This is a genomic window from Stenotrophomonas sp. SMYL20 (assembly GCF_036320045.1).
Taxonomy (GTDB): Bacteria; Pseudomonadota; Gammaproteobacteria; order Xanthomonadales; family Xanthomonadaceae; genus Stenotrophomonas; species Stenotrophomonas maltophilia_A.
Map to the genome: position 1 here is coordinate 1 of NZ_JAWIRT010000006.1, position 20,794 is coordinate 20,794.

A 20,794-nucleotide genomic window follows, 5' to 3' on the forward strand; every position below is an offset into this window, starting at 1 on the left:
GGGGGGGGGGGGGGGGGGGCGCGGGGGGGGGGGGGGGGCCGCGCCCGCCCCCCCCCCCCCCCCCCCCCCCCCCCCCCCCCCCCCCCCCCCCCCCCCCCCCCCCCCCCCCCCCGCCATCCCACGGATAGCCCGCTTTTGACGTCGACGTTGCTTCGGCTTCGGCTTCGGCGGGTGCAGGGCGCAGCCCTGCCAACAAACCCCACCCTCAGTAACGCGGCCGGCCTTCTTCCAGCACCTGGCGCAGGAACGGCACGGTGATCCGCCGCTTCGCCGCCAGCGACTCGCGGTCCAGCCAGTCCAGCAGCGTGATCAATCCACCCAGCTCGCGACCGGTGTGCGACAGCAGCCACTCGATCGAGGCCTCGTCGATCGCCAGCCCACGCCGCAGCGCGCGCTCACGCAGCACCGCTGCCCGTCCTTCCTCATCCAGCGGCTGCAGCAGCACACGCACGCACTGGCCCAGCCGCGAACGCAGATCGGGCAGTACCAGGCCCAGTTCTTCCGGCGCCTTCTGCGCCGTGTACAGCACGGTCACGCCCGCAGCGCGCGCGCGGTTGTGGAAATCGAACAGCGCGATCTCGTCCTCGCGGTTGCCGGCCACCTCGTCCAGGCCGTCCAGCGCCACCAGCTCGCGCGCCTCCAGCCCATCCAACGCCGCGCGTACGCGGCCGGCGGCGCTGGCCAGCGGTACGTAGGTCGGCAGTCGCCCGGCCTGCTCGGCGCTGGAGCACATCGCCAGTGCCTGGTGGGTCTTGCCCGTGCCCGCCGCACCTTCCAGATAAACCCAATCGTGGCTGGCACCCACCGCGATCGCGCGCAGCTGCGCCAGCGCGCCGTCCGGCGCGCCGATGAAGGTCTCCAGGCGCTGGTCCCGCGGGTAATGCAGGGCCAGCGGCAGTTGCGGCACACCCATCACTTCAGGTCGGGGCCCTTGTCGTTCGGAATGATGATATGGGGGGCATCGACCACGCCATCAAGCACGATCGCCGGCTTCTCACCCACGTACAGCTCGCTCTGGCGATAACGCTGGTGCGCGTAGCGCAGCAGCACGTTGGTCACCGCTGCCACCGGCAGCGCCAGCAGCATGCCGAGGAAGCCGAACAGCTGGCCGCCGGCCATCACCGCGAAGATCACTGCCACCGGGTGCAGGCCGATCTTGTCGCCGACAATCCGCGGGGTCAGCACGTAGCTTTCCAGCAGCTGGCCCACGGTGAACACCACGCCGACCAGGATCAGCAGCTTCAGGTCGAAGCCCTGTGCCTGCACCAGTGCGGCGACCACCGCCATCAGGATGCCGGTGGTCGCGCCCAGGTAGGGAATGAAGCTGATCAGGCCGGCAATCAGGCCGATCAGCAGACCCAGCTTGAGGCCGACCAGCGACAGGCCGCCGGCATAGATCACGCCCAGCGCCAGCATCACCAGGAACTGACCGCGGATGAAGGCGCCCAGCACCTCGTTGGACTCACGCGCCAATGCGCTGATGGTGCCGATCTGGTTGCGCGGAATCACCGACGCCACGCGCTCGACCAGCTTGTCCCAGTCACGCAGGAAGTAGAACGCCAGGATCGGCAGCAGCAGGATGTTGACCACCCAGGTCACCATCGCAAAGCCCGAACGCGAGACGTAGCCCATGAACGTGGTGGCGAAGCCGCCGGCCTGCTGCCAGTGGCTGCGCACCCATTCGATCAGGCGGTCCGGGTCCAGCCACTGCATCACTTCCAGGCCGGTCTTCTGCTCGAACCAGGGAATGCCCTTTTCCATCAGCCACGCCTGTGCCTGCGGCGCGACCGCAATCAGGGTGGTGATCTGGCGCTCGATCATCGGCACCAGCACCAGCAGCAGCGCCACGATCACCAGCACCATCGCCGCGAACACCAGCACCACGCCAGTCATGCGCGAACGGCCGGTGGCCTCGATGCGGTCCACCAGCGGATCGCCCAGCCAGGCCAGCGCCAGCGCCAGCACGAACGGGGTCAGGATCGGCGCCAGCAACCACACCACCCAGCCGATCAGGCCGGCGAACAGGATGTACTTCAGGCGGCGCAGGAACTGCGCGATTTCCGCTTCCGGGGTCAGGTTCATCGCAGGCGGTACTCGTTGCTGACCGGCGCAGCGACCGGGGCACCGGTGGTGTCGTCGATCGGTGTCGGCAGGGCCGGCAGCGGTGCGCTCGGCACCAGCACGCCGTTGTCGCCCAGCATGCGGTTGAAGCCGGCCAAGCCGGTGGTCATCTCCAGGCTCAGCTCCAGCTGGCCGGCCGAAGCGTGCAGCGGGGTGACGTTGCGCACCACCGGCACCTCACGCAGGCCGGCAGCCAGGCGCAGGTAGTCGTCGGCACTGTTGATGCCGGTGACCACCACCCGATAGGTGCCGGCCTGGCCGACGGCCGCGCCGGCCTTGGCATAGCGCTTGACCAGCGCATCGGCGGCACCATCGGCACCGGCGGCCATCGCGCGCATGGCGTTGGCGTCCTTGCTGGTCCACTTGTTCAGCTCACGGCCGTTGTCGACGAACACCCAGTCCGCCTGCCAGCCGCCATTGGCGCGGTACAGCTTGCCGATCAGCTGCATCGGCGGCGAGTAGCGCGAAGAGGCACGGGCCACGGCGGCACTGTCCTGGCGCCAGATGGCACCGGCCAGCGCCTGTTCGGCGGCACCACCGCTGGGCAGGCCCAGCTTGTAGCCGCGTTCAATGGCGCGGTTCAGCAACGGGCGGGCGGCATTGGCCTGCTGCACGCTGACCAGGCGCGGACCGCTGCCGTCATCGACGGCCAGCCACAGCACCGGCTTCGGCCGCGGCTGCGGCCACAGCGGCAGGCCCAGCGCCGACACCAGCGAATCGACATCGTCCTCGCGGAAGCGGGCCACCAGCAGGGTACGGAAGCTGGGGGCGCCACTGGCGCTCACGCTCTGGTCCTGCTTGTAGTCGTAGCTGGCCACGTAATCCTTGGCATTGCGCAGCGCCTGCGCCACGCCAGGGCGCGACATCACGCTGCGATCGCCGGACAACTTGCCCAGTACAACGCTCAAGGCGCGGGCCAGCGCACCGTTGCGGTCGGCTTCGGCCTGGCTGTTGACGGGCACTTCGGCCTCGTACGCGCCAGTGGCGGTGGCAACATCACCCTCGGTGCGCAGGCCGCTCTGGGCCATCGTGGCCACCGGCAGGCTCAGCGCAAGGAGCAGGGTCAGAATCAGGCTGCGGCGCATCAGGACATCCATTGGCTCGACGTATCCGGGGGAATTGTTGCCCGAATACGGCCTTTGCGCCAATGCGGCCTGTTAAAATCGCCCGTTCAACCCCTGCCAGCGCCGACGCCCGTGACCAACACCCCGTCTTCCGCCCCCTCCCCCCTCACCTACCGTGACGCGGGTGTCGACATCGACGCCGGCAACGAACTGGTCGAGCGGATCAAGCCCCTGGTCAAGCGCAGCTTCCGCCCGGAAGTGATGGGCGGCCTGGGCGGCTTCGGCGCCCTGTTCGACCTGTCCAACAAGTACCGCGAGCCGGTGCTGGTGTCGGGCACCGACGGCGTGGGCACCAAGCTGAAGCTGGCCCACCAGCTGAACCGCCACGATACGATCGGCATCGATCTGGTCGCGATGTGCGTGAACGACGTGCTGGTGCAGGGTGCCGAACCGCTGTTCTTCCTGGACTACTTCGCCACCGGCAAGCTGGACATCGACACCGCCGCGGCGGTCGTGGGCGGCATCGCCAACGGCTGCACCGAGGCCGGCTGCGCGCTGATCGGCGGCGAAACCGCTGAAATGCCCGACATGTATGCCCCGGGCGAGTACGACCTGGCCGGCTTCACCGTCGCCGCCGTCGAGAAGAGCGAGCTGAAGGATGGCGCCAGCGTGGCTGCCGGCGACGTGCTGATCGGCATCGCTTCGTCCGGCCCGCATTCCAACGGCTACTCGCTGGTGCGCCGCATCTACGACCGCGCCGGCCGCCCGGCCGAGCTGGAGCTGGAAGGCGGCGTGAAGCTGGTCGATGCGCTGATGGCGCCGACCCGCCTGTACGTGAAGCCGATCCTGTCGCTGCTGAAGTCGCACGGCGCGGCCATCCACGGCATGGCCCACATCACCGGTGGCGGCCTGACCGAGAACATCATCCGCGTGGTGCCCGACGGCCTCGGCCTGGACATCCAGGCCTCGTCCTGGACCCTGCCGCCGGTGTTCCAGTGGCTGCAGAAGGAAGGCGCGGTCGCCGACAGCGAGATGTGGCGCACCTTCAACTGCGGTATCGGCTTCGTGCTGATCGTGGCGCCGGACCAGGTGGCCGCAGTATCCGATGCGATCAAGGCGCAGGGCCTGGAGCACTGGACCATCGGCCAGGTGGTCACCGCCGAAGGCGCCGAGCGCGTCCACATCGCCTGATCCCGACAACCCAGGAGCCCGCATGGACGCAACGCCCCCCTTGTCGCCCGCCCCCGTGCCGCCGCCGCTGGCGACGGTACCGGTGTTCAACGCGCAGGATGCCGACCACCTGCGCATGCTGGCCATCGCGCACTACGTGGTCGGCGGCCTGATCGTGCTGTTCTCGCTGATCTTCATCATCCACATCGTGCTGGGCATCACCGCGCTCACCGGCAACCTGCCGATGAATTCCGGCGGCCAGCCGTCGTCGCCGGCCGAACAGCGCCTGTTCGGCTGGATGTTCACCCTCATCGGTTGCGTCGCCGTATTCGGTGGCGTCACCCTGGGCGCGTTCGTCGCCTATGCCGGACGCTGCCTGGCCCAGAGACGCCGCTACCTGCTGTGCCTGATCGCGGCCGGCCTGGCCTGCCTGTTCACCCCCGTCGGCACGGTGCTGGGGGTGTTCAGCCTGATCACCCTGCTGCGCCCGCAGGTGAAGGCCGCCTTCGACCTTCCCGCCACGCCCGCATGACCGCCTCCGGCAATCCGCCGCCGCTGCCGCATCAGACCCTGGCGCAGCTGCAGCTGACCAGCCATCTGCAGACGCTGAAAGTGCTGTTCTACGCGTTGGCCGGCTTCCATTGGTTCGCCACAGTGGCGTTCCTTGGCCTCAGCGGATGGGTGGCCCACTCGCGCGGACTGGACGATGCCTGGATGCTGACCACGGTCTATGCGTCCATCGCCGTGCTGGCGGCCGTGCTGGGGTTCGTGCAGTTGTATACCGCGCGCCAGCTGTCACATCGCACCGGGCTGGCCTGGTGCCGGCGCGCGGCCTGGCTGGGCGTACTGGCCGGCCCGCTGGGCATGGCCTTGGCCGCCTATGCCTGGGTGTTCCTGTCCAAACCTGACATGGCCGCGCTGTTCGACCGTGGCGACCACCTCAGTGTCTGAACCTGCCGGCAGACGCCCCGTCCTTTCCTGATCGATTTCCCATGTCCGCGCCTGCCCTCCCGACGTCCGCTTCGCCCACCACCCACCGTTTCTCGGGCCCCAAGAAGCTGGCCTTTGCCGCCGTGCTGGCGGTGTTCGCAATCAGCTGGGTCCACCCGCTGTGGCCTACCGAACAGGCCCTGCACAGCACCCTGACCGTGATCGGGCTGGCCGCGCTGCTGTGGGTCGACCGTCGCGGCGGCTGGCTGGGCAACGGTGCCTTCATCGCGATCTGCGGCTTCATCGCCCTGCACTGCGTGGCCGCGCGCTGGCTGTATTCCAACGTGCCCTACGACGCCTGGGCGCAGACGCTGAGCGGCTGGTCGCCGAATGCGGCCTTCGGCTGGCAGCGCAACCATTTCGATCGCCTCATCCACTTCCTGTTCGGCGTCTGCTTCACTCCTGCGCTGCTGCAGCTTGCCCGTCATGCGTGGCCGGCGCTGCGCCTGGGCCAGGCATTCACCCTGGCGGTGATGACGGTGATGTGTGCCAGCCTGGTGTACGAATGGTTCGAGTGGGCCATCGCGCTGGCGCTGTCGCCGGATGCTGCCGAGGCCTACAACGGGCAGCAGGGCGACATGTGGGACGCGCACGCCGACATGCTGATGGCCACCCTCGGCAGCCTGCTGATCTGGCCGCTGATCCGCCGGAGCGCCCAGCAGTGACCGCGACCACCCGCATTGCCGTGCTCGCCTCCGGTCGCGGCAGCAACCTGCAGGCCATCCTCGATGCCATTGCCGACGGCCGACTGCCCGCCGAGGTGGTCGGCGTGTTTTCCGACCGCCCCGCCGCAGAGGCCCTGCAGCGCGTCGCACCGAACCTGCGCTGGGCGCATGCACCGAAGTCCTTCAGCGACCGCGCCAGCTACGAGCAGGCGCTCGGCGATGCGCTGGCCGCAGTACAACCGGACTGGATCGTCTGCGCCGGCTACATGCGCATCCTCGGCGCGGCCTTCGTACAGCGCTTCAATGGCCGGCTGGTCAACATCCATCCATCGCTGCTGCCGCTGCACAAGGGCCTGGACACCCACGCACGGGCGCTGCAGGCGGGCGACGCCGAGCACGGTGCCAGCGTGCATCTGGTCGTGCCCGAGCTGGATGCGGGCGCCGTGCTGGCGCAGGTGCGGGTGCCGGTGCTGCCCGGCGATGACGCCGACAGCCTCGCCGCGCGCGTGCTGGCGGTGGAGCATCCGCTGCTGATCGCCACCCTGCAGCTGTTGTGCGCCGGCCGCCTGGCTGAACGGGAGGGCCAGCCGCAACTGGACGGTCACCCCCTGTTTAGCCCGTTGGCCCTAGATTCCGCCGGGAACCTGAACCGGTAGTCCCCATGCACACGCCCCGCTGACTGCGGGGCTGGCATCCTGCCCCCTCCTGCGGTCCCTGTCCTCCATGAAGACCACGACCCTGCTGTCCACTCCATTGCTGTTGTCGCTTGCCGTGTTCCCCGGCGTGGGCTGGGGCCAGGTACAGGCGCCCGCCCCCCCGCCGGCACCGGTGCCCGCAGCGCAGCCGCCAGCCGATGCGCCGGCCGTACCGATGCCACCGGCACTGGCCTGGGAGCCACCGCCGCTGCAACCGTTCAGCGCCACCTACCAGGCCTTCTACAAGGGCAAGGAAGCGGGCGATGCCAGCATGCAGGTCACCCACACCGGCGGCAGCCAGTGGCGGGTGGACATGCAGGTGGTCGGCCGCCGCGGCTTTGCCAGCGTGCTGGGCCTGAACATCGAACAGAGCACAGTGTTCGAGGAGCGCAGCGGCGTGTATGCGCCGCTCAGCCAGAGCACGGTGCGCAAGGGCCTGTTCCTGGGCAAGAAGGCGGTCGGCACCTACAACTGGCAGGCCGGCACCGCGCAATGGACCGGTGACGTCAAGAAGGAACGCGCGCAACCGATCCCGCTGCAGGCAGGCGACCAGAGCGCGCTGCTGATCAACCTGGCGATCATGCGCGATGCGCGTCCAGGCGCCTCCATGCATTACCGCTACGTGGACATGGGCAAGGTCCGCGAACACGACTACCAGGCCGCGCCGCAGACCGAGAACGTCGAGGTCGGCGACCTGTCCTACAACGCACTGCGGGTCTACCGGACCAACGGTGGCAGAAACGAAACCATTCTCTGGATCGCCAACGGTGTCCCCACCCCGGTGCGCATCCTGCAACGCGAAGACGGCGAAGACCGCGTCGATCTGCGCCTGATCGAATACCAAGGAGTCTGAGCATGAATACCCTGACCCGCCCCCTCACCTGGATCGCAGCCGCTGCCCTGACCGTGGCCAGCCTGCCGGCCATGGCGCTGGAACCGTTCAAGGCCGATTACCTGGCCAGCTACATGGGCATGCAGGCCAACGGCACCATGACCCTGGCCAGCGAAGGCAGCAACAAGTGGCGCTACAGCCTGCAGGTGAAGAACCAGCTGGCCGACCTCAGCCAGAGCACGGTGTTCGAGGAAGTGCGTGGCCAGCTGCGCCCGCTCAGCAGCCAGGACCGTTCGGCGCTGCTGGTGAAGAAGCGCAACGTGCAGGCCAACTACAACTGGACCAGCAACCAGGCCACCTGGACCGGTGACATCAAGCCGGATCGCGCTGGCCCGATTGCGCTGAAAGCCGGTGACATGGACGCGCTGCTGATCAACCTGGCGATCGCCCGTGACCTGGCGGCGGGCAAGCCGCTGACCTATCGCATGGTCGACGAAGGCCGCATCAAGAACATGACGTACCGTGTGATCGGCAAGGAATCGATCACCGTGGGCGGCAAGAGCTACGAGGCCACCAAGGTCTCGCGCGCCGACGGCAACAAGGAGCTGATCGCCTGGATCGTGCCGGAATTCCCGGTGCCGGCGCGCATGCTGCAGCGTGAGAGCGGCCGCGATGCGCTGGACCTGACCATCAAGGCGATGAACTGACCGGAGATCCACGTCATCCACGCATGGCGTGGATCTACTTCACGTTCCAGTAGATCCACGCCATGCGTGGATGGGTGTATCCCAAAGAAACGCCCGCTTTCGCGGGCGTTTTCTTATTTCTTCGCTTCAGCCGGTTTCTGTTCCTCGGCCGGCTTGAACTCGGTCCGGCAGTCCACGCGGATCTGCTCACCGGTGCTGCGCCAGACGAAGGTGCGGCAATGACGGTTGCCGTCCTGGCTGTCGTTCACTGCGACCGCATAGAACGACTCGATGATTTCATCACGCGAGACCGTGCCGTCGCCGTTCCAGTCCATGTCCTTCTGCTCGATGCCCTGGGTGATGGCGATGTTGGCGTACCAGGCATAGCCCAGCCACGCCAGCACGATCAGCACCAGGGCCAGCAGCGCCTTGCGACGCGGGCTGAACTTGCCGCGCAGGATCATGGCACGCGCCGGATGGTGGCACCGAGCGAAGACAGCTTCTCTTCGATGTTCTCGTAGCCACGATCAAGGTGGTAGATGCGGTCGATGGTGGTATCGCCGCTGGCCATCAGGCCGGCCAGGATCAGCGATGCCGAGGCGCGCAGGTCGGTGGCCATCACCGGCGCGCCGCTCAGGTGCTCGTTGCCACGCACGATGGCGGTATGCCCTTCGACCTGGATGTCCGCGCCCAGGCGCAGCAGTTCGTTGACGTGCATGAAACGGTTCTCGAAGATCGTTTCGTTGATCACGCCCACGCCGTCGGCCACGCAGTTGAGCGCCATGAACTGCGCCTGCATGTCGGTCGGGAACGCCGGGTACGGCGCGGTGGTCAGGTTGACCGCCTTCGGCCGCTTGCCCTGCATGTCCAGGGTGATGCTGTCGTCGGTGGTCTCGATCTTCGCACCGGCTTCGACCAGCTTGGACAGCACCGCGTCCATGGTGTTCGGGCGCGCACGGTTGACCGTGACCTTGCCACCGGTCATCGCTGCGGCCACCAGGAAGGTGCCGGTCTCGATACGGTCGGGCAGCACTTCGTGGCGGCCACCGGACAGGCGCTCGACGCCTTCGATCACCAGGCGGGCAGTGCCGAGGCCTTCGATTTTCGCGCCCAGCGCGATCAGGCAGTGCGCCAGATCGGTCACTTCCGGTTCCATCGCGCAGTTGTCGAGGATGGTGGTGCCTTCGGCCAGCACCGCGCCCATCAGCACGTTCTCGGTGCCGGTGACGCTGACCATGTCGAAGGTAAAGTGCCCCCCCTTCAGCCGCTTGGCAGTGGCCTTGATGAAGCCGTTCTCGACCACGATCTCGGCACCCAGCGCCTGCAGGCCCTTGATGTGCTGGTCGACCGGACGCGAACCGATCGCGCAGCCGCCCGGCAGCGATACTTCGGCCGCACCGAAGCGGGCCAGCAGCGGGCCCAGCACCAGGATCGAGGCGCGCATGGTCTTGACCAGCTCGTACGGTGCCACGTGCTGGTTGACCGAACGCGGGTCGACCACGATCGCACTGCCGCGCGACAGCGTGCCCTGGTCGATGGTGACCTTGGCGCCCAGCTCGCCCAGCAGCTTCACCGTGGTGACCACGTCGTGCAGGTGCGGCACGTTGGTGATCTCCACCGGCGCATCGGCCAGCAGGGTCGCGCAGAGAATGGGGAGGACGGCGTTCTTGGCGCCGGAGATGCTCACTTCACCGTGCAGCGCAGCGCCGCCGGTCACAACGATCTTGGCCATGTATTCGGGATCTTCTGCGGTTCAGCCGGCTTCGGCCGGGGTCACGGTTTTCAGCGCCAGCGCGTGGATCGCGCCGCCCATCAGGTCGCCCAGCGTGGCATACACCATGCGGTGGCGGGCCAGCGGCATCTTGCCGGCGAAGGCCTCGCAGACCACGGTCGCTTCGAAATGCACGCCATCGTCGCCCTGCACGTCGGCGCGGGCGCCGGGCAGGCCGGTTTCGATCAGATTGCGGATGGTGTCGGCGTCCAACGGGCTTTCCTAATAAAATGTGCCTCCATTCTACTTCCGCTGCGTGGCGTCCGCATGGCCGAATCCCTGTTGCCCCCCCGTTCCGTCGACCCTGCCGGCCTGGTCGCCAGCGGCCGCCGCGTGTTCGAGATCGAGCGGCAGGCGCTGGACGCCGTGGCCGACCGCCTTGGCGAGGCGTTCCAGCAGGCCTGCCAGGCGATCTTGGCCAGCCGCGGCCGGGTGGTCGCCACCGGCATGGGCAAGTCCGGGCACATCGCCCGCAAGATCGCCGCCACCCTGGCCTCCACCGGGACCCCGGCCTTCTACGTGCACCCGGGCGAGGCCGGCCACGGCGACCTGGGCATGATCACCGAGGACGACGTGGTGCTGGCGCTGTCCTATTCGGGCGAGTCGGACGAGGTGCTGATGCTGCTGCCGGTGCTCAAGCGCCAGGGCAACGTGCTGATTTCCATGACCGGGCGCCCACAGTCCAGCCTGGCCACCGCCGCCGACATCCACCTGGACGTGAGCGTGCCGGCCGAGGCCTGCCCGCTGGCGCTGGCGCCGACCTCCAGCACCACCGCCTCGCTGGCGATGGGCGACGCGCTGGCGGTGGCCCTGCTCGACGCACGCGGCTTCACCGCCGACGATTTCGCTCGTTCACACCCGGCCGGCAGCCTCGGCCGCCGCCTGCTGCTGCACATCACCGACGTGATGCACACCGGCGACGACCTGCCCAGCGTGGGCGCCGGCGCCAGTCTCAGTGAAGCGCTGATGGAGATGAGCCGCAAACGGCTGGGCATGACCGCCGTGGTCGATGCCGGCGGCGTACTGATCGGCCTGTTCACCGACGGCGACCTGCGCCGCGCGCTGGACAGCGCGCTGGACGTGCGCACCGCCAAGATCGCCGATGTGATGACGCGCAACCCACGCACCATCGGCGCCGACCAGCTGGCGGTGGAGGCGGCCCGGCTGATGGAGACCCACAAGATCACCGGCCTGATCGTGGTCGATGACCAGGGCCGCGCAGTCGGCGCCCTGAACATTCATGACCTGTTGCGGGCCCGGGTGGTTTAACCGACAGTCCGTAGACCCCATTCAGTCTGTACTGCCCCACCCGAACCCACCGAGCCTGCCGCCCTGATGCCCTGGTCCCCCTTGCCCGCCTTCCCTGCCCACCTGCATGCCGCCGCGGCCCGTATCCGCCTGGCCTGCTTCGACGTGGACGGCACCCTCACCGACGGTCGGCTGTACTACGACAAGGACGGCAACGAGAGCAAGGCGTACTTCGTGCAGGATGGCCTGGGCCTGAAACTGCTGCAGCAGCACGGCATCCACCCCGTGCTGATCACCGCGCGCAACAGCCAGTCCGCGCTCAAGCGCGGCGCCGACCTCGGCATCGACACCCAGATCGCCGTGGGCGACAAGCTGGCCAGCGTGCAGGCGCTGTGCGCGCAGCATGGCATCGGCCTGGAACAGGTGGCCTTCATGGGCGATGACCTGCCGGACCTGGCGCCGCTGGGCGCGGTCGGCCTGGCGGTGGCGCCGGCCAACGCCCATCCGTGGATCGCCGAGCGCGTGCACTGGCAGACCCGTGCCGATGGCGGGCGTGGCGCCGCGCGCGAGCTGTGCGACATCCTGCTGGCCGCGCAAGGGCATGTGGATGCGGTGCTGGCGAGGTTCGGCGCATGAACCTGCCGACCGTGAACTGGCGCACCCTGCTCGGCATCGGCCTGCTGCTGGCCGCCCTGCTGAGCAGCTGGGCGGCGCTGCGCAACCGCGACAAGGGGCCAGCCAGTGGCGGCCAGGAAGTGGGCGTGGATTACATCCTGCACGACTTCCAGATCGTCGCCCTGGATGAGCAAGGCAAGGAATCGACCACGCTGCGCGCACCGTTGCTGGAACGCCAGCGCGGTGACCAGACCATCAACATCGCCACGCCGTTGTTCGAGATGCCGGACAAGGATGGCAGGCACTGGACCCTGCGTGCCGAAACCGGCTGGCTCAGCGCCAAGGGCGACGAGATGAAGCTGCGCGGCAACGTCGCCGGCGACAGCCCGGTCGGCCCGGGCACGGTGCCGACCACCTTCCGCACCGACCATCTGGACGTGTTCCCGAAGGAAAACCGCGCCCGCACCGACGCCCTGGTGACCATGACCCGCCCGGGCATGGAACAGTCCGGTGTCGGCTTCGAAGTGGATTCGAAGAACAACACGTATCATTTCCTCAGCCAGTCCAAGGGCCGCTACACGCCCAAACGCTGATTCCGCCGCCAGCCTGCGACGTCTCCGGACAGGCGCAAGGCCGGCAGCCCCACCCGCCCGCCCCCGGTCCACCCGGGAGGCCCCCACCGGTAGAACGGACCCCGATGAAGATTCCCTTTGCCGCCGTACTCGCGCTTGGTCTTCTTGTCCCCAGCGCCGCCTTCGCCAAGTCCACCGACCGCAACGAAGACATGCACATCGATTCCGGCGCCCAGTCGGGCACGCTCACCGGCGACGGCAAGACCGTGCTGTCGCAGGGCGTGATCATCACCCAGGGCACGCTGGACCTGCGCTCGTCCGAGGCCGAGATCTACCTCAAGGACGGCGAGCCCGTACGTGCGGTGTTCACCGGCAAGCAGGCCAAGATGAAGCAGCAGCTCGATGATGGCACCTGGATGGACGCGCTGGCCGACCGCATCGACTACGACATCAAGACCGAGATCATCACCCTGACCGGCAACTACAAGGTCACCAGCGCGCGCGGCACCAATGCCGGCCAGCGCATGGTCTACAACACCCGCACCGGCGAAATGAACTCCGGTGGCGACGGCAGCCGCGTGCGCACCGTCATCCCGCCGAAGAACAAGACCCCGGCCGCACCTGCGGCACAGCCCAAGGCCACCACGCCGGCACAGCCGGCCGGGAGCAGGAAGTAATGCTCGTCGCCAAGGGCCTGCGCAAGAAGTACAAGCAACGCGAAGTCGTCAAGGACTTCGGGCTGACCCTCGACGCCGGTGAAGTGGTCGGCCTGCTGGGCCCCAACGGCGCCGGCAAGACCACCTGCTTCTACATGATCGTCGGCCTGGTTGCCGCCGATGCTGGCAGCATCGTGCTCGACGGCAAGGACATCACCGGCGACCCGATGTATACCCGGGCCAAGCAGGGCGTGGGTTACCTGCCGCAGGAGCCGTCGGTGTTCCGCAAGCTGACCGTGGCCGACAACCTCCGCCTGGTACTGGAGCTGCGCGAAGACCTGGATTCGGCTGGCCGCGAGCGTGAATTGAACAGCCTGCTCGACGAACTGCAGCTGGGCCACGTCGCCGACCAGCTCGGCGCCAGCCTGTCCGGTGGCGAACGTCGCCGCTGCGAGATCGCCCGTGCCTTGGCCGCGCAGCCGCGCCTGATCCTGCTCGACGAACCGTTCGCCGGCGTCGACCCGATTTCCGTCGGCGAGATCCAGCGCATCGTCACCCATCTCAAGCAGCGTGGCATCGGCGTGCTGATCACCGACCACAACGTGCGCGAGACCTTGGGTATCTGCGACCGCGCGTATATTCTCGCCGAGGGCAGCGTGCTGGCCCAGGGCTCGCCGGAAGCGATCCTGGACAACGCCGATGTACGTCGCGTCTACCTCGGGGATTCCTTCAAGCTGTGAAGCAGTCGCCGGGTTCCTCTCCTTCCTTTCGGCACAGGCATGAAGACTCGGCTGCAGACATCGTTGGGACAGCAACTGGTGCTCACGCCCCAGTTGCAGCAGGCGATCAAGCTGCTGCAGATGTCCACCACCGAGCTGGAGCTGGAGATCGCCCAGGCGGTGGAAAGCAATCCGCTGCTGGACTGGGCCGACAGCAGTGACAGCAGCAGCGCCAGCAACGAAGGCAGCGATGGCAACGACGGTGACGCGCCCGCAGAACGTACCGATGCCGGCGACGACTGGGCACCGGCCGAACTGGACTGGAGCGCGGCCGGCAGCGGCGGCAGCTTCGACGATGACGACGACACCGGCAGCGCCGCCGAGCGCGTAGCCGAAACCGAAACACTGGCCGACCATCTGCTGTGGCAGCTGCATCTGTCGCATCTGTCCTCGCGTGATCGCAGTATCGGTGCCGCACTGATCGATGCGCTGGACGACGACGGTTACCTGCGCGAGCCGCTGGCCACCATCGCCGAAACCCTGTTGCCGGCGATCCACGCCGACGAGGACGAGATCCTCGCCGTGCTGCATCGCATCCAGCGTTTCGATCCGGTCGGTGTGGCTGCACGCACGCTGGGCGAATGCCTGCTGCTGCAGCTGGATGTGCTGGCCGGTGACACGCCCGGCCTGGTGCTGGCGCGACAGATTGCCGCAGGCCCGCTGGAACGGCTGCCGCGCAGCGGCGTCGCCGGGCTGGCCCATGAACTGAAACAGCCCCTGGACGAGGTCGAGACGGCAGTCACCCTGCTGCGCTCGCTGGACCCGCGCCCGGGAACGCAGATCGCACCGCTGTCGCAGGACACCTACGTGGTGCCGGATGTGGTGGTGTGGCGGCAGAACGGCGTATGGCGCGCAGCGCTGGCCGCGCATGCCGGGCCGAAGGTGGTGATCCACCGCGGCTACGAACAGCTGATCCGACGTTGTGGCGACGCCGATGCCGGCTACCTGCGTGCCCAGCTGCAGGAAGCGCGCTGGCTGCTGAAAGGGCTGCAGCAGCGTGGCGAAACCCTGCTGCGGGTGGTACGCAGCCTGATCCTGCAGCAGGCCGGCTTCCTCGAATTCGGCGAGCAGGCGCTGCGTCCACTGACCCTGCGCGAGATCGCCACCGAGCTCGGCCTGCACGAATCCACGGTCTCGCGCGCGATCGCCCGCAAGCACGTGCGTACCCCGCGCGGCACCCTGCCGCTGCGCGCCTTCTTCGCCTCGGGCATCGATACCGAGGGCGGTGGCGAGGCGTCCAGCACGGCCATCCAGGCGATGATCCGGCGCCTGATCGACGACGAGAACCCGCGCAAGCCGCTTTCTGACGCCAAGCTGGCTGACCTGCTCAAATCGTCGGGAATTCCAGTAGCGCGACGCACCGTGGCGAAGTATCGTGAAGCCATGAACATTTCCGCCTCGCACGAAAGGGTCAGAATCGCTTGACGCGCCGCCGCGCCCGGCGGAGAGGTTCATTGGCACATCCGAACACAGGAGAAACCCGATGCGCATCGAAACGTTTGGCAAAGATGTCGAAGTCACCCCGGCCCTGCAGTCCTATGTAGAGGAGAAGCTGGCCCGGATCGGCAAACACTTCGACCAGCACTGCGAAGCGCGGGTGACCCTCAAGCTGCAGAAGACAGAACACCACGTCGACGCCAGCCTCAACATTCCCGGCCAGACCCTGCACGCCGAGGCCAATGCCCAGACCATGTATGCCGCGATCGACCTGCTTGCGGACAAGCTTGACCGTCTGGTGATCAAGCACAAGGAGAAAAAACAGCAGCACGCACCGCTGCCGGTGGGCGACAATGGTGGCTGATCGCCACCGTTCCCCGCAGACATGCCCCTGACTGACCTCCTGGCGGCCGTGCAGACCCAGCTCTGCACGGCCACCGACCGCGACAGCGTCCTGCAGGCCGCCGCCGGGTTGCTGGCCTGCCGCCAGGCCAACGCCGAACAGATCTATCTGAACCTGTGCCAGCGCGAAGCGCTGGGCAGCACCGCGATCGGTCACGGTATCGCCATTCCCCACGGCCGCGCGCCAACCCTGGACCGCCCCCGCGGCGCCCTGCTGCGGTTGGCCACCCCGGTCGACTTCGGTGGCGACGAGCCGGTGGACCTGGTGTTCGCCATGGCCGTCCCCGCCCACTACACCCACCAGCACCTGATGCTGCTGTCCGAGCTGGCCGAGCTGTTTTCGGCGCCCGACATCCGCCAGGCCCTGCGCGAAGCGGGCGATGCCCGGGCGCTGCGCGAGGCGCTGGACATGACCCCACCTGCGAGTGCCGCATGAATACCAGCATCACCGCCCGTGAACTGTTCGAACAGCAGCGCGAGCGGCTGGGGCTGCGCTGGGCTGCCGGCAAGTCCGGCGAGAAGCGCGAGCTGGAGGCCGGCAACACGGTCTCGCGGCGTCCGTCGCTGGCCGGCTACCTCAATGCGATCTACCCCAACAAGGTGCAGATCCTGGGCACCGAGGAACTGTCCTGGCTGGATGCGCTGGAACCGCGCCAGCGCTGGGAGACCATCGAAAAGATCATGCAGTCGCACCCGCTGGCGCTGGTGCTGACCCGCAACCAGGCCTGCCCGGAAGACCTGCGCGCCGCTGCTGACGAATCCGGCACGCCGCTGTGGCTGTCGCCCAAGCGCGGCCACGAACTGCTGAACCATCTGTCCTACCACCTGGCGCGTACGCTGGCGCCGCGGGTGATCCTGCATGGCGTGTTCATGGAGATCTACTCCATCGGCGTGCTGATCACCGGAGAGGCCGGATCGGGCAAGAGCGAGCTGGCGCTGGAGCTGCTCAGCCGCGGCCACCGCCTGGTTGCCGACGATGCACCCGAATTCACCCAGATCGCGCCCGACGTGCTCGATGGCACCTGCCCCGAACTGCTGCAGGACCTGCTGGAAGTGCGCGGCCTGGGCGTGCTGAACGTGCGCGAGATGTTCGGCGATACGGCTGTAAAGAAGAACAAGTACCTTCGGCTGATCGTCCACCTGACCAAGCCGATGACCGAACCCACCCCGCATGGCTACGAGCGCCTGACCGGCGACTCGGGCACCCGCCATGTGCTGGACCTGGATGTACCGCTGATCACCCTGCCGGTGATGCCCGGCCGCAACCTGGCCGTGCTGACCGAGGCCGCGACCCGCCTGCACATCCTGCGCACCAAGGGCATCGACCCGGCGGCCATGTTCATCGCCCGCCACAGCAACCTGCTGGAACGGCGAACACCCTGATTCCCCTGTCCTTCGAAGAGCCTGTCCATGAGCACCGTCACCCCCTCCGCCCCGACCCTGATCATCGTCAGCGGCCTGTCCGGCTCGGGTAAATCCGTCGCCCTGAAGACCTTCGAGGACCAGGACTACTACTGCTCGGACAACCTGCCGATCAATCTGCTGCCCGACTTCGTGCGCAGCCTGCTGGCCAACCACGACGGCAGCGCACCACGCCGCCTGGCCGTAGGCATCGACGTGCGCGGCCAGGCCGACCTGAGCCAGCTGGGCGACTGGCGGCAGCTGGCCACCGATGCCGGCGTGGAAGTGAAGGTGCTGTTCTTCGAGGCGAGCGACGAGGCCGTGCTCAAACGCTACGCCGACACCCGCCGCCGCCATCCGCTGAGCCAGCTGGGCCTGTCGCTGCCCGAAGCCATCGCCCGCGAACGCGAGTTGACCGCACCGCTGCGCCGCGAGGCCGATGCGGTGATCGACACCAGCAGCCTCAACGTGCATCAGCTGCGGCGGCGGATCATCACCGAGTTCACGATGGACCATGCCACCGGCCTGTCGCTGCTGTTCGAATCGTTCGCCTACAAGCGCGGCGTGCCGGCCGAGGCTGACTTCGTGTTCGATGCGCGGGTGCTGCCCAATCCACACTGGGACCCGGATCTGCGTGCGCTGAGTGGCCGCGAACCGGGCGTGCGCGACTACCTGGAAGCGCAGCCGGACGTGCAGCGCTACCTGACCCAGCTGATGGATTTCCTCGATACCTGGCTGCCGAAGCTGGGGGATGGCACCCGCAGCTATGTGACCGTGGCCTTCGGCTGCACCGGCGGCAAGCACCGTTCGGTGTTCCTGGCCGAGCGCCTGGCCCGGCATGCCCGCGAGATGGGCTGGGAAGACGTGGCGACCTACCACCGCGAACAGGATTGAGGGGGTCGGCCGGGCTGCGCCCGGCACCCGCAGAGGCCACGTCAACGGCAAGAGCGGGATTACGTGGGATGGCGGGGCGGTGTGCTGTTGGTAGGTGTCGACCTTGGTCGACACTGTAGATCCACGCCATGCGTGGATGAGTCCCGGTCAGGCATCGAAAAACGGATGGGGTCGGATCCTTTTCCAACGGAAATGGGCTCTGACCCGAGCAACGCTGAATACGGGACACAGTGCCCCTCATCTGCTGCTATCGCCAATTCACCTTGACCTGTTAACGTGCAGTAATGACCTGTGGCATTCTCCTCGTAACACATCCCGGGGTCGGGACCGCCCTGCTAGACGTGGCGACCCGGCTCCTGCGGCAATTGCCGCTGAAAACCGAAGCTTTCGAAGTACCGTTCGACGCAGACCTGGACGCCCTGCTCCCGCTCGCCTCAGCCGCTCTGCGGCGGGTCGACAATGGTGAAGGCGTGCTGATCCTGACCGACCTGTACGGCGCCAGCCCCGCCAACCTTGCCGGGCAGCTGGCCCGGCTGGGGACCCCGGTTCGCCGGGTGTCGGCGCTGAGCCTGCCGATGTTGCTGCGGGTGATGAATTATCCGGAACAGGGACTGGATCAACTGCCCGCCACAGCCGCGGCGGGTACCCGTAATGGAGCGATAGTCGACGATGCTTGAACGAGAACTCACCGTGAGCAACCGCCTGGGCCTGCACGCCCGGGCCACCGCCAAGCTGGTGCAGACCCTGGCGCCGTTCCGCTGCAACGTGACCATGGCCGCCAAGGGCCGTGAGATCAACGCCAAGAGCATCATGGGCGTGATGCTGCTGGCCGCCGGCCAGGGCACCCCGGTCACGGTGCGCATCAACGGCGAGGACGAAGCCGCCGCGATGGAAGCGGTGGTCGGCCTGTTCGAACGCCGCTTCGACGAGGACAGCTGAGCGTGCCGCGCGCGCGCGCCGGCCAGGTCCCTTCCGGCCAGCGGCCGGTACAGCTGCTGGCCGGGCACGGTGCTGCCCGTGGCGCGGCGATGGGCCGGGCGCGGGTGCGCCTGCCACATGCGCTGGAAGTGGCCGAGCAGCGCGTCGCCGCCCATCAGGTCGAGGCCGAGCTGGCCCGCCTGCACCGCGCGGTGGATGCCGCGCGCACGGAAATGCACGAACTGCGGCAGCGCCTGCATGGCGCCCTGAACCAGGAAGTGGGCGAGTTCCTCGACCTGCATGCCCTGCTGCTGGACGACCCCGAGCTGTTGTTCGGGCTGGACGAACTGATCCGCAGCGGCCCCTACAGCGCCGGCTATGCGTTGCGCCTGCAGCGTGACCGCCTGGCCAAGGTCTTCGATGGCATGGACGATGCCTATCTGAAGAGCCGCATGGACGACCTCGACCATGTGATCGGCCGCATCCACGCCTTCCTGCAGCCCGAACGCCCGCCGGTGATGAAAGGCCTGGCCGGTGAAATCCTGGTCTGCGACAACATCGCGCCCTCCGAGCTTGCCCAGTTGCAGGCGCAGGGGGTGGTCGGCATCGTCACCGCCGCCGGCAGCGCGCTGTCGCACAGTGCGATCCTGGCGCGCAGCCTGCACCTGCCCTTGATCGTCAACGTGCCGCAGCTGCTCAGCCGCATCGCCGATGGCGACGTGCTGATCATCGATGGCGCCGACGGCAGCATCACCGCCAACCCGCAGGCCGACAACCTGCGCGACTACCGCGCGCGCCTGAAAGAACATGCGCGCGAGCAGCGCGAGCTCGGCCGCCTGCGCAGCAAACCCAGCCGTACCCGCGACCAGGTCGACATCGCCCTGCTGGCCAATGCCGAATCGCTGGAGGACGTCACCCAGGCGCATGCGCTGGGCGCGCAGGGGCTGGGCCTGTACCGCACCGAATTCCTGTTCCTGCAGCGCAACGAGCTGCCGGACGAAGAAGAACAGTTCCAGACCTACCGCGATGCCGCGTTGGGCATGAGCGGGCGACCGGTCACCATCCGCACGCTCGATCTGGGCGCGGACAAGGCCGACCGCACCGGCCTGACCCTGAGCAACGAAGAAAACCCGGCCCTGGGACTGCGCGGCGTACGCCTGTCGCTGGCACGGCCCAAGGTGGCCGACACCCAGCTGCGCGCGATCCTGCGCGCCTCGGCCTACGGCAAGCTGCGCGTGCTGGTGCCGATGGTCAGCACCCGCGAGGAACTGCTGGCGGTGCGCCGGCGCATGCTCAAGCTGACCGAACAGCTGCGCAGCGAAGGCCACATGGTGTCCGACCATGTGCCGCTGGGGGCGATGATCGAGGTGCCCGCTGCGGCGTTGGCGCTGGAGAGCTTCATCGACCTGGTCGACTTCCTGTCGATCGGCACCAACGACCTGGTGCAGTACCTGCTGGCCGCTGACCGCAACAACGAGGCACTGGGCGAGCTGTATTCGCCGCTGCATCCGGCCGTGCTGCGGTTGCTGCAGATGGTGATCGAGACCGGCGCGCGGCATCGCATTCCGGTGGCGGTCTGCGGTGAGATGGCCGGTGATGCACGGATGACTCCGCTGCTGCTGGCGCTGGGCCTGAGCGAATTCAGCCTGCACCCCGGCACACTGCTGGAGGTGCGCCGCGCGATCCGCGAGGCCGACCTGGCCGCGCTGCGCGCGCGCGCACCGAAGCTGCTGGCCGCACGCGACCGCCGCGCGATCGAGCGCTGGCTGGCGCTGGTGGCGGATACGCCCTGAGCGCCAAGGGTAGTGCCGGCCGCTGGCCGGCAACCTCATGGCCTTCGATGGGGACGCTTGCCGGCCAGCGGCCGGCACTACCACC

26 protein-coding genes are annotated in these 20,794 nt (G+C 68.0%); 20 read left to right on the forward strand and 6 right to left on the reverse strand.

Annotation, left to right across the window (positions count from 1 at the left end):
• Positions 1 to 205: 205 nt before the first annotated feature.
• From hda to V3B48_RS05895, 3 genes are read right to left on the reverse strand one after another with little or no spacing between them, the layout of a single operon-like run.
• Entirely contained in the window at positions 206 to 913 is a 708-nt protein-coding gene (gene hda, locus V3B48_RS05885; protein WP_032130359.1) for a DnaA regulatory inactivator Hda, read from the reverse strand.
• A complete protein-coding gene (locus V3B48_RS05890; protein WP_032130360.1) occupies positions 913 to 2,082 on the reverse strand; it encodes an AI-2E family transporter in 1,170 nt (389 codons plus the stop codon). Before V3B48_RS05890 ends, hda begins: the two co-directional genes overlap by 1 nt.
• On the reverse strand, positions 2,079 to 3,218 hold the full coding sequence (locus V3B48_RS05895) for a DUF2066 domain-containing protein (RefSeq protein ID WP_032130361.1): 1,140 nt from the start codon (positions 3,216 to 3,218) through the stop codon (positions 2,079 to 2,081). The genes V3B48_RS05890 and V3B48_RS05895 overlap by 4 nt, the downstream gene beginning before the upstream one ends.
• 99 nt (positions 3,219 to 3,317) lie before the next feature.
• On the opposite strand from V3B48_RS05895, the gene purM reads away from it, so the two are divergent.
• The 7 genes from purM to V3B48_RS05930 all read left to right on the forward strand — a co-directional run bounded on the left by purM (position 3,318) and on the right by V3B48_RS05930 (position 8,244).
• Positions 3,318 to 4,376, forward strand: coding sequence for a phosphoribosylformylglycinamidine cyclo-ligase (purM, locus tag V3B48_RS05900; protein ID WP_329893381.1), 1,059 nt, complete (start codon positions 3,318 to 3,320; stop codon positions 4,374 to 4,376).
• Between the two features lie 22 nt (positions 4,377 to 4,398).
• Complete coding sequence (locus V3B48_RS05905; protein WP_180838130.1) at positions 4,399 to 4,887, forward strand: hypothetical protein; 489 nt, start codon at positions 4,399 to 4,401, stop codon at positions 4,885 to 4,887.
• Positions 4,884 to 5,306 (forward strand): hypothetical protein, encoded by a 423-nt coding sequence (locus tag V3B48_RS05910; RefSeq protein WP_032130364.1) that lies wholly within the window; start codon positions 4,884 to 4,886, stop codon positions 5,304 to 5,306. Before V3B48_RS05905 ends, V3B48_RS05910 begins: the two co-directional genes overlap by 4 nt.
• A 41-nt stretch (positions 5,307 to 5,347) precedes the next feature.
• Positions 5,348 to 6,010, forward strand: coding sequence for a DUF2238 domain-containing protein (locus V3B48_RS05915; protein ID WP_049398166.1), 663 nt, complete (start codon positions 5,348 to 5,350; stop codon positions 6,008 to 6,010).
• On the forward strand, positions 6,007 to 6,666 hold the full coding sequence (gene purN, locus V3B48_RS05920) for a phosphoribosylglycinamide formyltransferase (RefSeq protein WP_049398165.1): 660 nt from the start codon (positions 6,007 to 6,009) through the stop codon (positions 6,664 to 6,666). The genes V3B48_RS05915 and purN overlap by 4 nt, the downstream gene beginning before the upstream one ends.
• 67 nt (positions 6,667 to 6,733) lie before the next feature.
• Complete coding sequence (locus V3B48_RS05925) at positions 6,734 to 7,558, forward strand: DUF3108 domain-containing protein (protein WP_253144179.1); 825 nt, start codon at positions 6,734 to 6,736, stop codon at positions 7,556 to 7,558.
• Between the two features lie 2 nt (positions 7,559 to 7,560).
• On the forward strand, positions 7,561 to 8,244 hold the full coding sequence (locus V3B48_RS05930) for a DUF3108 domain-containing protein (protein WP_010483632.1): 684 nt from the start codon (positions 7,561 to 7,563) through the stop codon (positions 8,242 to 8,244).
• Positions 8,245 to 8,357: 113 nt separating this feature from the next.
• Here the strand turns inward: V3B48_RS05930 and V3B48_RS05935 are convergent, their stop codons facing one another.
• From V3B48_RS05935 to V3B48_RS05945, 3 genes are read right to left on the reverse strand one after another with little or no spacing between them, the layout of a single operon-like run.
• On the reverse strand, positions 8,358 to 8,687 hold the full coding sequence (locus V3B48_RS05935) for a hypothetical protein (protein WP_032130368.1): 330 nt from the start codon (positions 8,685 to 8,687) through the stop codon (positions 8,358 to 8,360).
• Complete coding sequence (gene murA, locus V3B48_RS05940) at positions 8,684 to 9,955, reverse strand: UDP-N-acetylglucosamine 1-carboxyvinyltransferase (protein ID WP_049462885.1); 1,272 nt, start codon at positions 9,953 to 9,955, stop codon at positions 8,684 to 8,686. Before murA ends, V3B48_RS05935 begins: the two co-directional genes overlap by 4 nt.
• Positions 9,956 to 9,976: 21 nt before the next feature.
• Positions 9,977 to 10,207 (reverse strand): BolA family protein, encoded by a 231-nt coding sequence (locus V3B48_RS05945; RefSeq protein ID WP_005408396.1) that lies wholly within the window; start codon positions 10,205 to 10,207, stop codon positions 9,977 to 9,979.
• Positions 10,208 to 10,261: 54 nt separating this feature from the next.
• Here V3B48_RS05945 and V3B48_RS05950 point away from each other — a divergent pair, with 54 nt between their 5' ends.
• The 13 genes from V3B48_RS05950 (at position 10,262) to ptsP (ending at position 20,709) form a co-directional block, all read left to right on the forward strand.
• Positions 10,262 to 11,263, forward strand: a complete 1,002-nt coding sequence (locus V3B48_RS05950; protein ID WP_253144176.1) for a KpsF/GutQ family sugar-phosphate isomerase — start codon at positions 10,262 to 10,264, stop codon at positions 11,261 to 11,263.
• Positions 11,264 to 11,329: 66 nt separating this feature from the next.
• The gene (locus tag V3B48_RS05955; protein ID WP_049398160.1) at positions 11,330 to 11,878 is read left to right on the forward strand and encodes an HAD hydrolase family protein; all 549 of its coding nucleotides are present in this window, start codon (positions 11,330 to 11,332) and stop codon (positions 11,876 to 11,878) included.
• Positions 11,875 to 12,450, forward strand: coding sequence for an LPS export ABC transporter periplasmic protein LptC (lptC, locus tag V3B48_RS05960; RefSeq protein WP_071228064.1), 576 nt, complete (start codon positions 11,875 to 11,877; stop codon positions 12,448 to 12,450). The genes V3B48_RS05955 and lptC overlap by 4 nt, the downstream gene beginning before the upstream one ends.
• A gap of 104 nt (positions 12,451 to 12,554) precedes the next feature.
• Positions 12,555 to 13,106, forward strand: a complete 552-nt coding sequence (gene lptA, locus V3B48_RS05965; protein ID WP_032130194.1) for a lipopolysaccharide transport periplasmic protein LptA — start codon at positions 12,555 to 12,557, stop codon at positions 13,104 to 13,106.
• On the forward strand, positions 13,106 to 13,825 hold the full coding sequence (lptB, locus tag V3B48_RS05970) for an LPS export ABC transporter ATP-binding protein (protein ID WP_032130193.1): 720 nt from the start codon (positions 13,106 to 13,108) through the stop codon (positions 13,823 to 13,825). Before lptA ends, lptB begins: the two co-directional genes overlap by 1 nt.
• Positions 13,826 to 13,864: 39 nt before the next feature.
• Positions 13,865 to 15,289, forward strand: a complete 1,425-nt coding sequence (locus V3B48_RS05975) for an RNA polymerase factor sigma-54 (protein ID WP_253144174.1) — start codon at positions 13,865 to 13,867, stop codon at positions 15,287 to 15,289.
• Between the two features lie 58 nt (positions 15,290 to 15,347).
• Positions 15,348 to 15,665, forward strand: a complete 318-nt coding sequence (gene raiA / locus V3B48_RS05980) for a ribosome-associated translation inhibitor RaiA (protein WP_004147311.1) — start codon at positions 15,348 to 15,350, stop codon at positions 15,663 to 15,665.
• A 21-nt stretch (positions 15,666 to 15,686) separates the two neighbouring features.
• Entirely contained in the window at positions 15,687 to 16,139 is a 453-nt protein-coding gene (locus V3B48_RS05985; protein ID WP_032130191.1) for a PTS sugar transporter subunit IIA, read from the forward strand.
• Positions 16,136 to 17,086: an HPr(Ser) kinase/phosphatase gene (hprK, locus tag V3B48_RS05990; protein WP_005408388.1), complete on the forward strand. Its 951-nt coding sequence runs from the start codon at positions 16,136 to 16,138 to the stop codon at positions 17,084 to 17,086. Before V3B48_RS05985 ends, hprK begins: the two co-directional genes overlap by 4 nt.
• A 27-nt stretch (positions 17,087 to 17,113) precedes the next feature.
• Positions 17,114 to 17,998: an RNase adapter RapZ gene (gene rapZ, locus V3B48_RS05995; protein WP_182267363.1), complete on the forward strand. Its 885-nt coding sequence runs from the start codon at positions 17,114 to 17,116 to the stop codon at positions 17,996 to 17,998.
• Positions 17,999 to 18,282: 284 nt separating this feature from the next.
• Positions 18,283 to 18,675 carry a PTS system fructose IIA component family protein gene (locus V3B48_RS06000; protein WP_049462131.1) on the forward strand — a complete coding sequence of 131 codons (393 nt, stop codon included), beginning with the start codon at positions 18,283 to 18,285 and terminating at the stop codon, positions 18,673 to 18,675.
• Positions 18,668 to 18,937 carry an HPr family phosphocarrier protein gene (locus V3B48_RS06005; RefSeq protein ID WP_005408385.1) on the forward strand — a complete coding sequence of 90 codons (270 nt, stop codon included), beginning with the start codon at positions 18,668 to 18,670 and terminating at the stop codon, positions 18,935 to 18,937. The genes V3B48_RS06000 and V3B48_RS06005 overlap by 8 nt, the downstream gene beginning before the upstream one ends.
• A gap of 2 nt (positions 18,938 to 18,939) precedes the next feature.
• A complete protein-coding gene (gene ptsP, locus V3B48_RS06010; protein ID WP_100437450.1) occupies positions 18,940 to 20,709 on the forward strand; it encodes a phosphoenolpyruvate--protein phosphotransferase in 1,770 nt (589 codons plus the stop codon).
• The last annotated feature ends 85 nt before the right edge of the window (positions 20,710 to 20,794 follow it).

What these genes read in the sequence shown, in the direction of transcription:
- V3B48_RS05890 (WP_032130360.1), bottom strand. Translation starts at nt 2,082, where the DNA reads ATGAACCTGACCCCGGAAGCGGAAATCGCGCAGTTCCTGCGCCGCCTG.
- V3B48_RS05895 (WP_032130361.1), bottom strand. Translation starts at nt 3,218, where the DNA reads ATGGATGTCCTGATGCGCCGCAGCCTGATTCTGACCCTGCTCCTTGCG.
- rapZ (WP_182267363.1), top strand. Translation starts at nt 17,114, where the DNA reads ATGAGCACCGTCACCCCCTCCGCCCCGACCCTGATCATCGTCAGCGGC.
- raiA (WP_004147311.1), top strand. Translation starts at nt 15,348, where the DNA reads ATGCGCATCGAAACGTTTGGCAAAGATGTCGAAGTCACCCCGGCCCTG.
- V3B48_RS06000 (WP_049462131.1), top strand. Translation starts at nt 18,283, where the DNA reads ATGACCTGTGGCATTCTCCTCGTAACACATCCCGGGGTCGGGACCGCC.
- lptC (WP_071228064.1), top strand. Translation starts at nt 11,875, where the DNA reads ATGAACCTGCCGACCGTGAACTGGCGCACCCTGCTCGGCATCGGCCTG.
- lptA (WP_032130194.1), top strand. Translation starts at nt 12,555, where the DNA reads ATGAAGATTCCCTTTGCCGCCGTACTCGCGCTTGGTCTTCTTGTCCCC.
- V3B48_RS05930 (WP_010483632.1), top strand. Translation starts at nt 7,561, where the DNA reads ATGAATACCCTGACCCGCCCCCTCACCTGGATCGCAGCCGCTGCCCTG.
- V3B48_RS05915 (WP_049398166.1), top strand. Translation starts at nt 5,348, where the DNA reads ATGTCCGCGCCTGCCCTCCCGACGTCCGCTTCGCCCACCACCCACCGT.
- V3B48_RS05905 (WP_180838130.1), top strand. Translation starts at nt 4,399, where the DNA reads ATGGACGCAACGCCCCCCTTGTCGCCCGCCCCCGTGCCGCCGCCGCTG.
- V3B48_RS05950 (WP_253144176.1), top strand. Translation starts at nt 10,262, where the DNA reads ATGGCCGAATCCCTGTTGCCCCCCCGTTCCGTCGACCCTGCCGGCCTG.
- V3B48_RS05925 (WP_253144179.1), top strand. Translation starts at nt 6,734, where the DNA reads ATGAAGACCACGACCCTGCTGTCCACTCCATTGCTGTTGTCGCTTGCC.
- hda (WP_032130359.1), bottom strand. Translation starts at nt 913, where the DNA reads ATGGGTGTGCCGCAACTGCCGCTGGCCCTGCATTACCCGCGGGACCAG.
- V3B48_RS06005 (WP_005408385.1), top strand. Translation starts at nt 18,668, where the DNA reads ATGCTTGAACGAGAACTCACCGTGAGCAACCGCCTGGGCCTGCACGCC.
- V3B48_RS05910 (WP_032130364.1), top strand. Translation starts at nt 4,884, where the DNA reads ATGACCGCCTCCGGCAATCCGCCGCCGCTGCCGCATCAGACCCTGGCG.
- V3B48_RS05975 (WP_253144174.1), top strand. Translation starts at nt 13,865, where the DNA reads ATGAAGACTCGGCTGCAGACATCGTTGGGACAGCAACTGGTGCTCACG.
- lptB (WP_032130193.1), top strand. Translation starts at nt 13,106, where the DNA reads ATGCTCGTCGCCAAGGGCCTGCGCAAGAAGTACAAGCAACGCGAAGTC.
- hprK (WP_005408388.1), top strand. Translation starts at nt 16,136, where the DNA reads ATGAATACCAGCATCACCGCCCGTGAACTGTTCGAACAGCAGCGCGAG.
- murA (WP_049462885.1), bottom strand. Translation starts at nt 9,955, where the DNA reads ATGGCCAAGATCGTTGTGACCGGCGGCGCTGCGCTGCACGGTGAAGTG.
- V3B48_RS05935 (WP_032130368.1), bottom strand. Translation starts at nt 8,687, where the DNA reads ATGATCCTGCGCGGCAAGTTCAGCCCGCGTCGCAAGGCGCTGCTGGCC.
- V3B48_RS05955 (WP_049398160.1), top strand. Translation starts at nt 11,330, where the DNA reads ATGCCCTGGTCCCCCTTGCCCGCCTTCCCTGCCCACCTGCATGCCGCC.
- V3B48_RS05985 (WP_032130191.1), top strand. Translation starts at nt 15,687, where the DNA reads ATGCCCCTGACTGACCTCCTGGCGGCCGTGCAGACCCAGCTCTGCACG.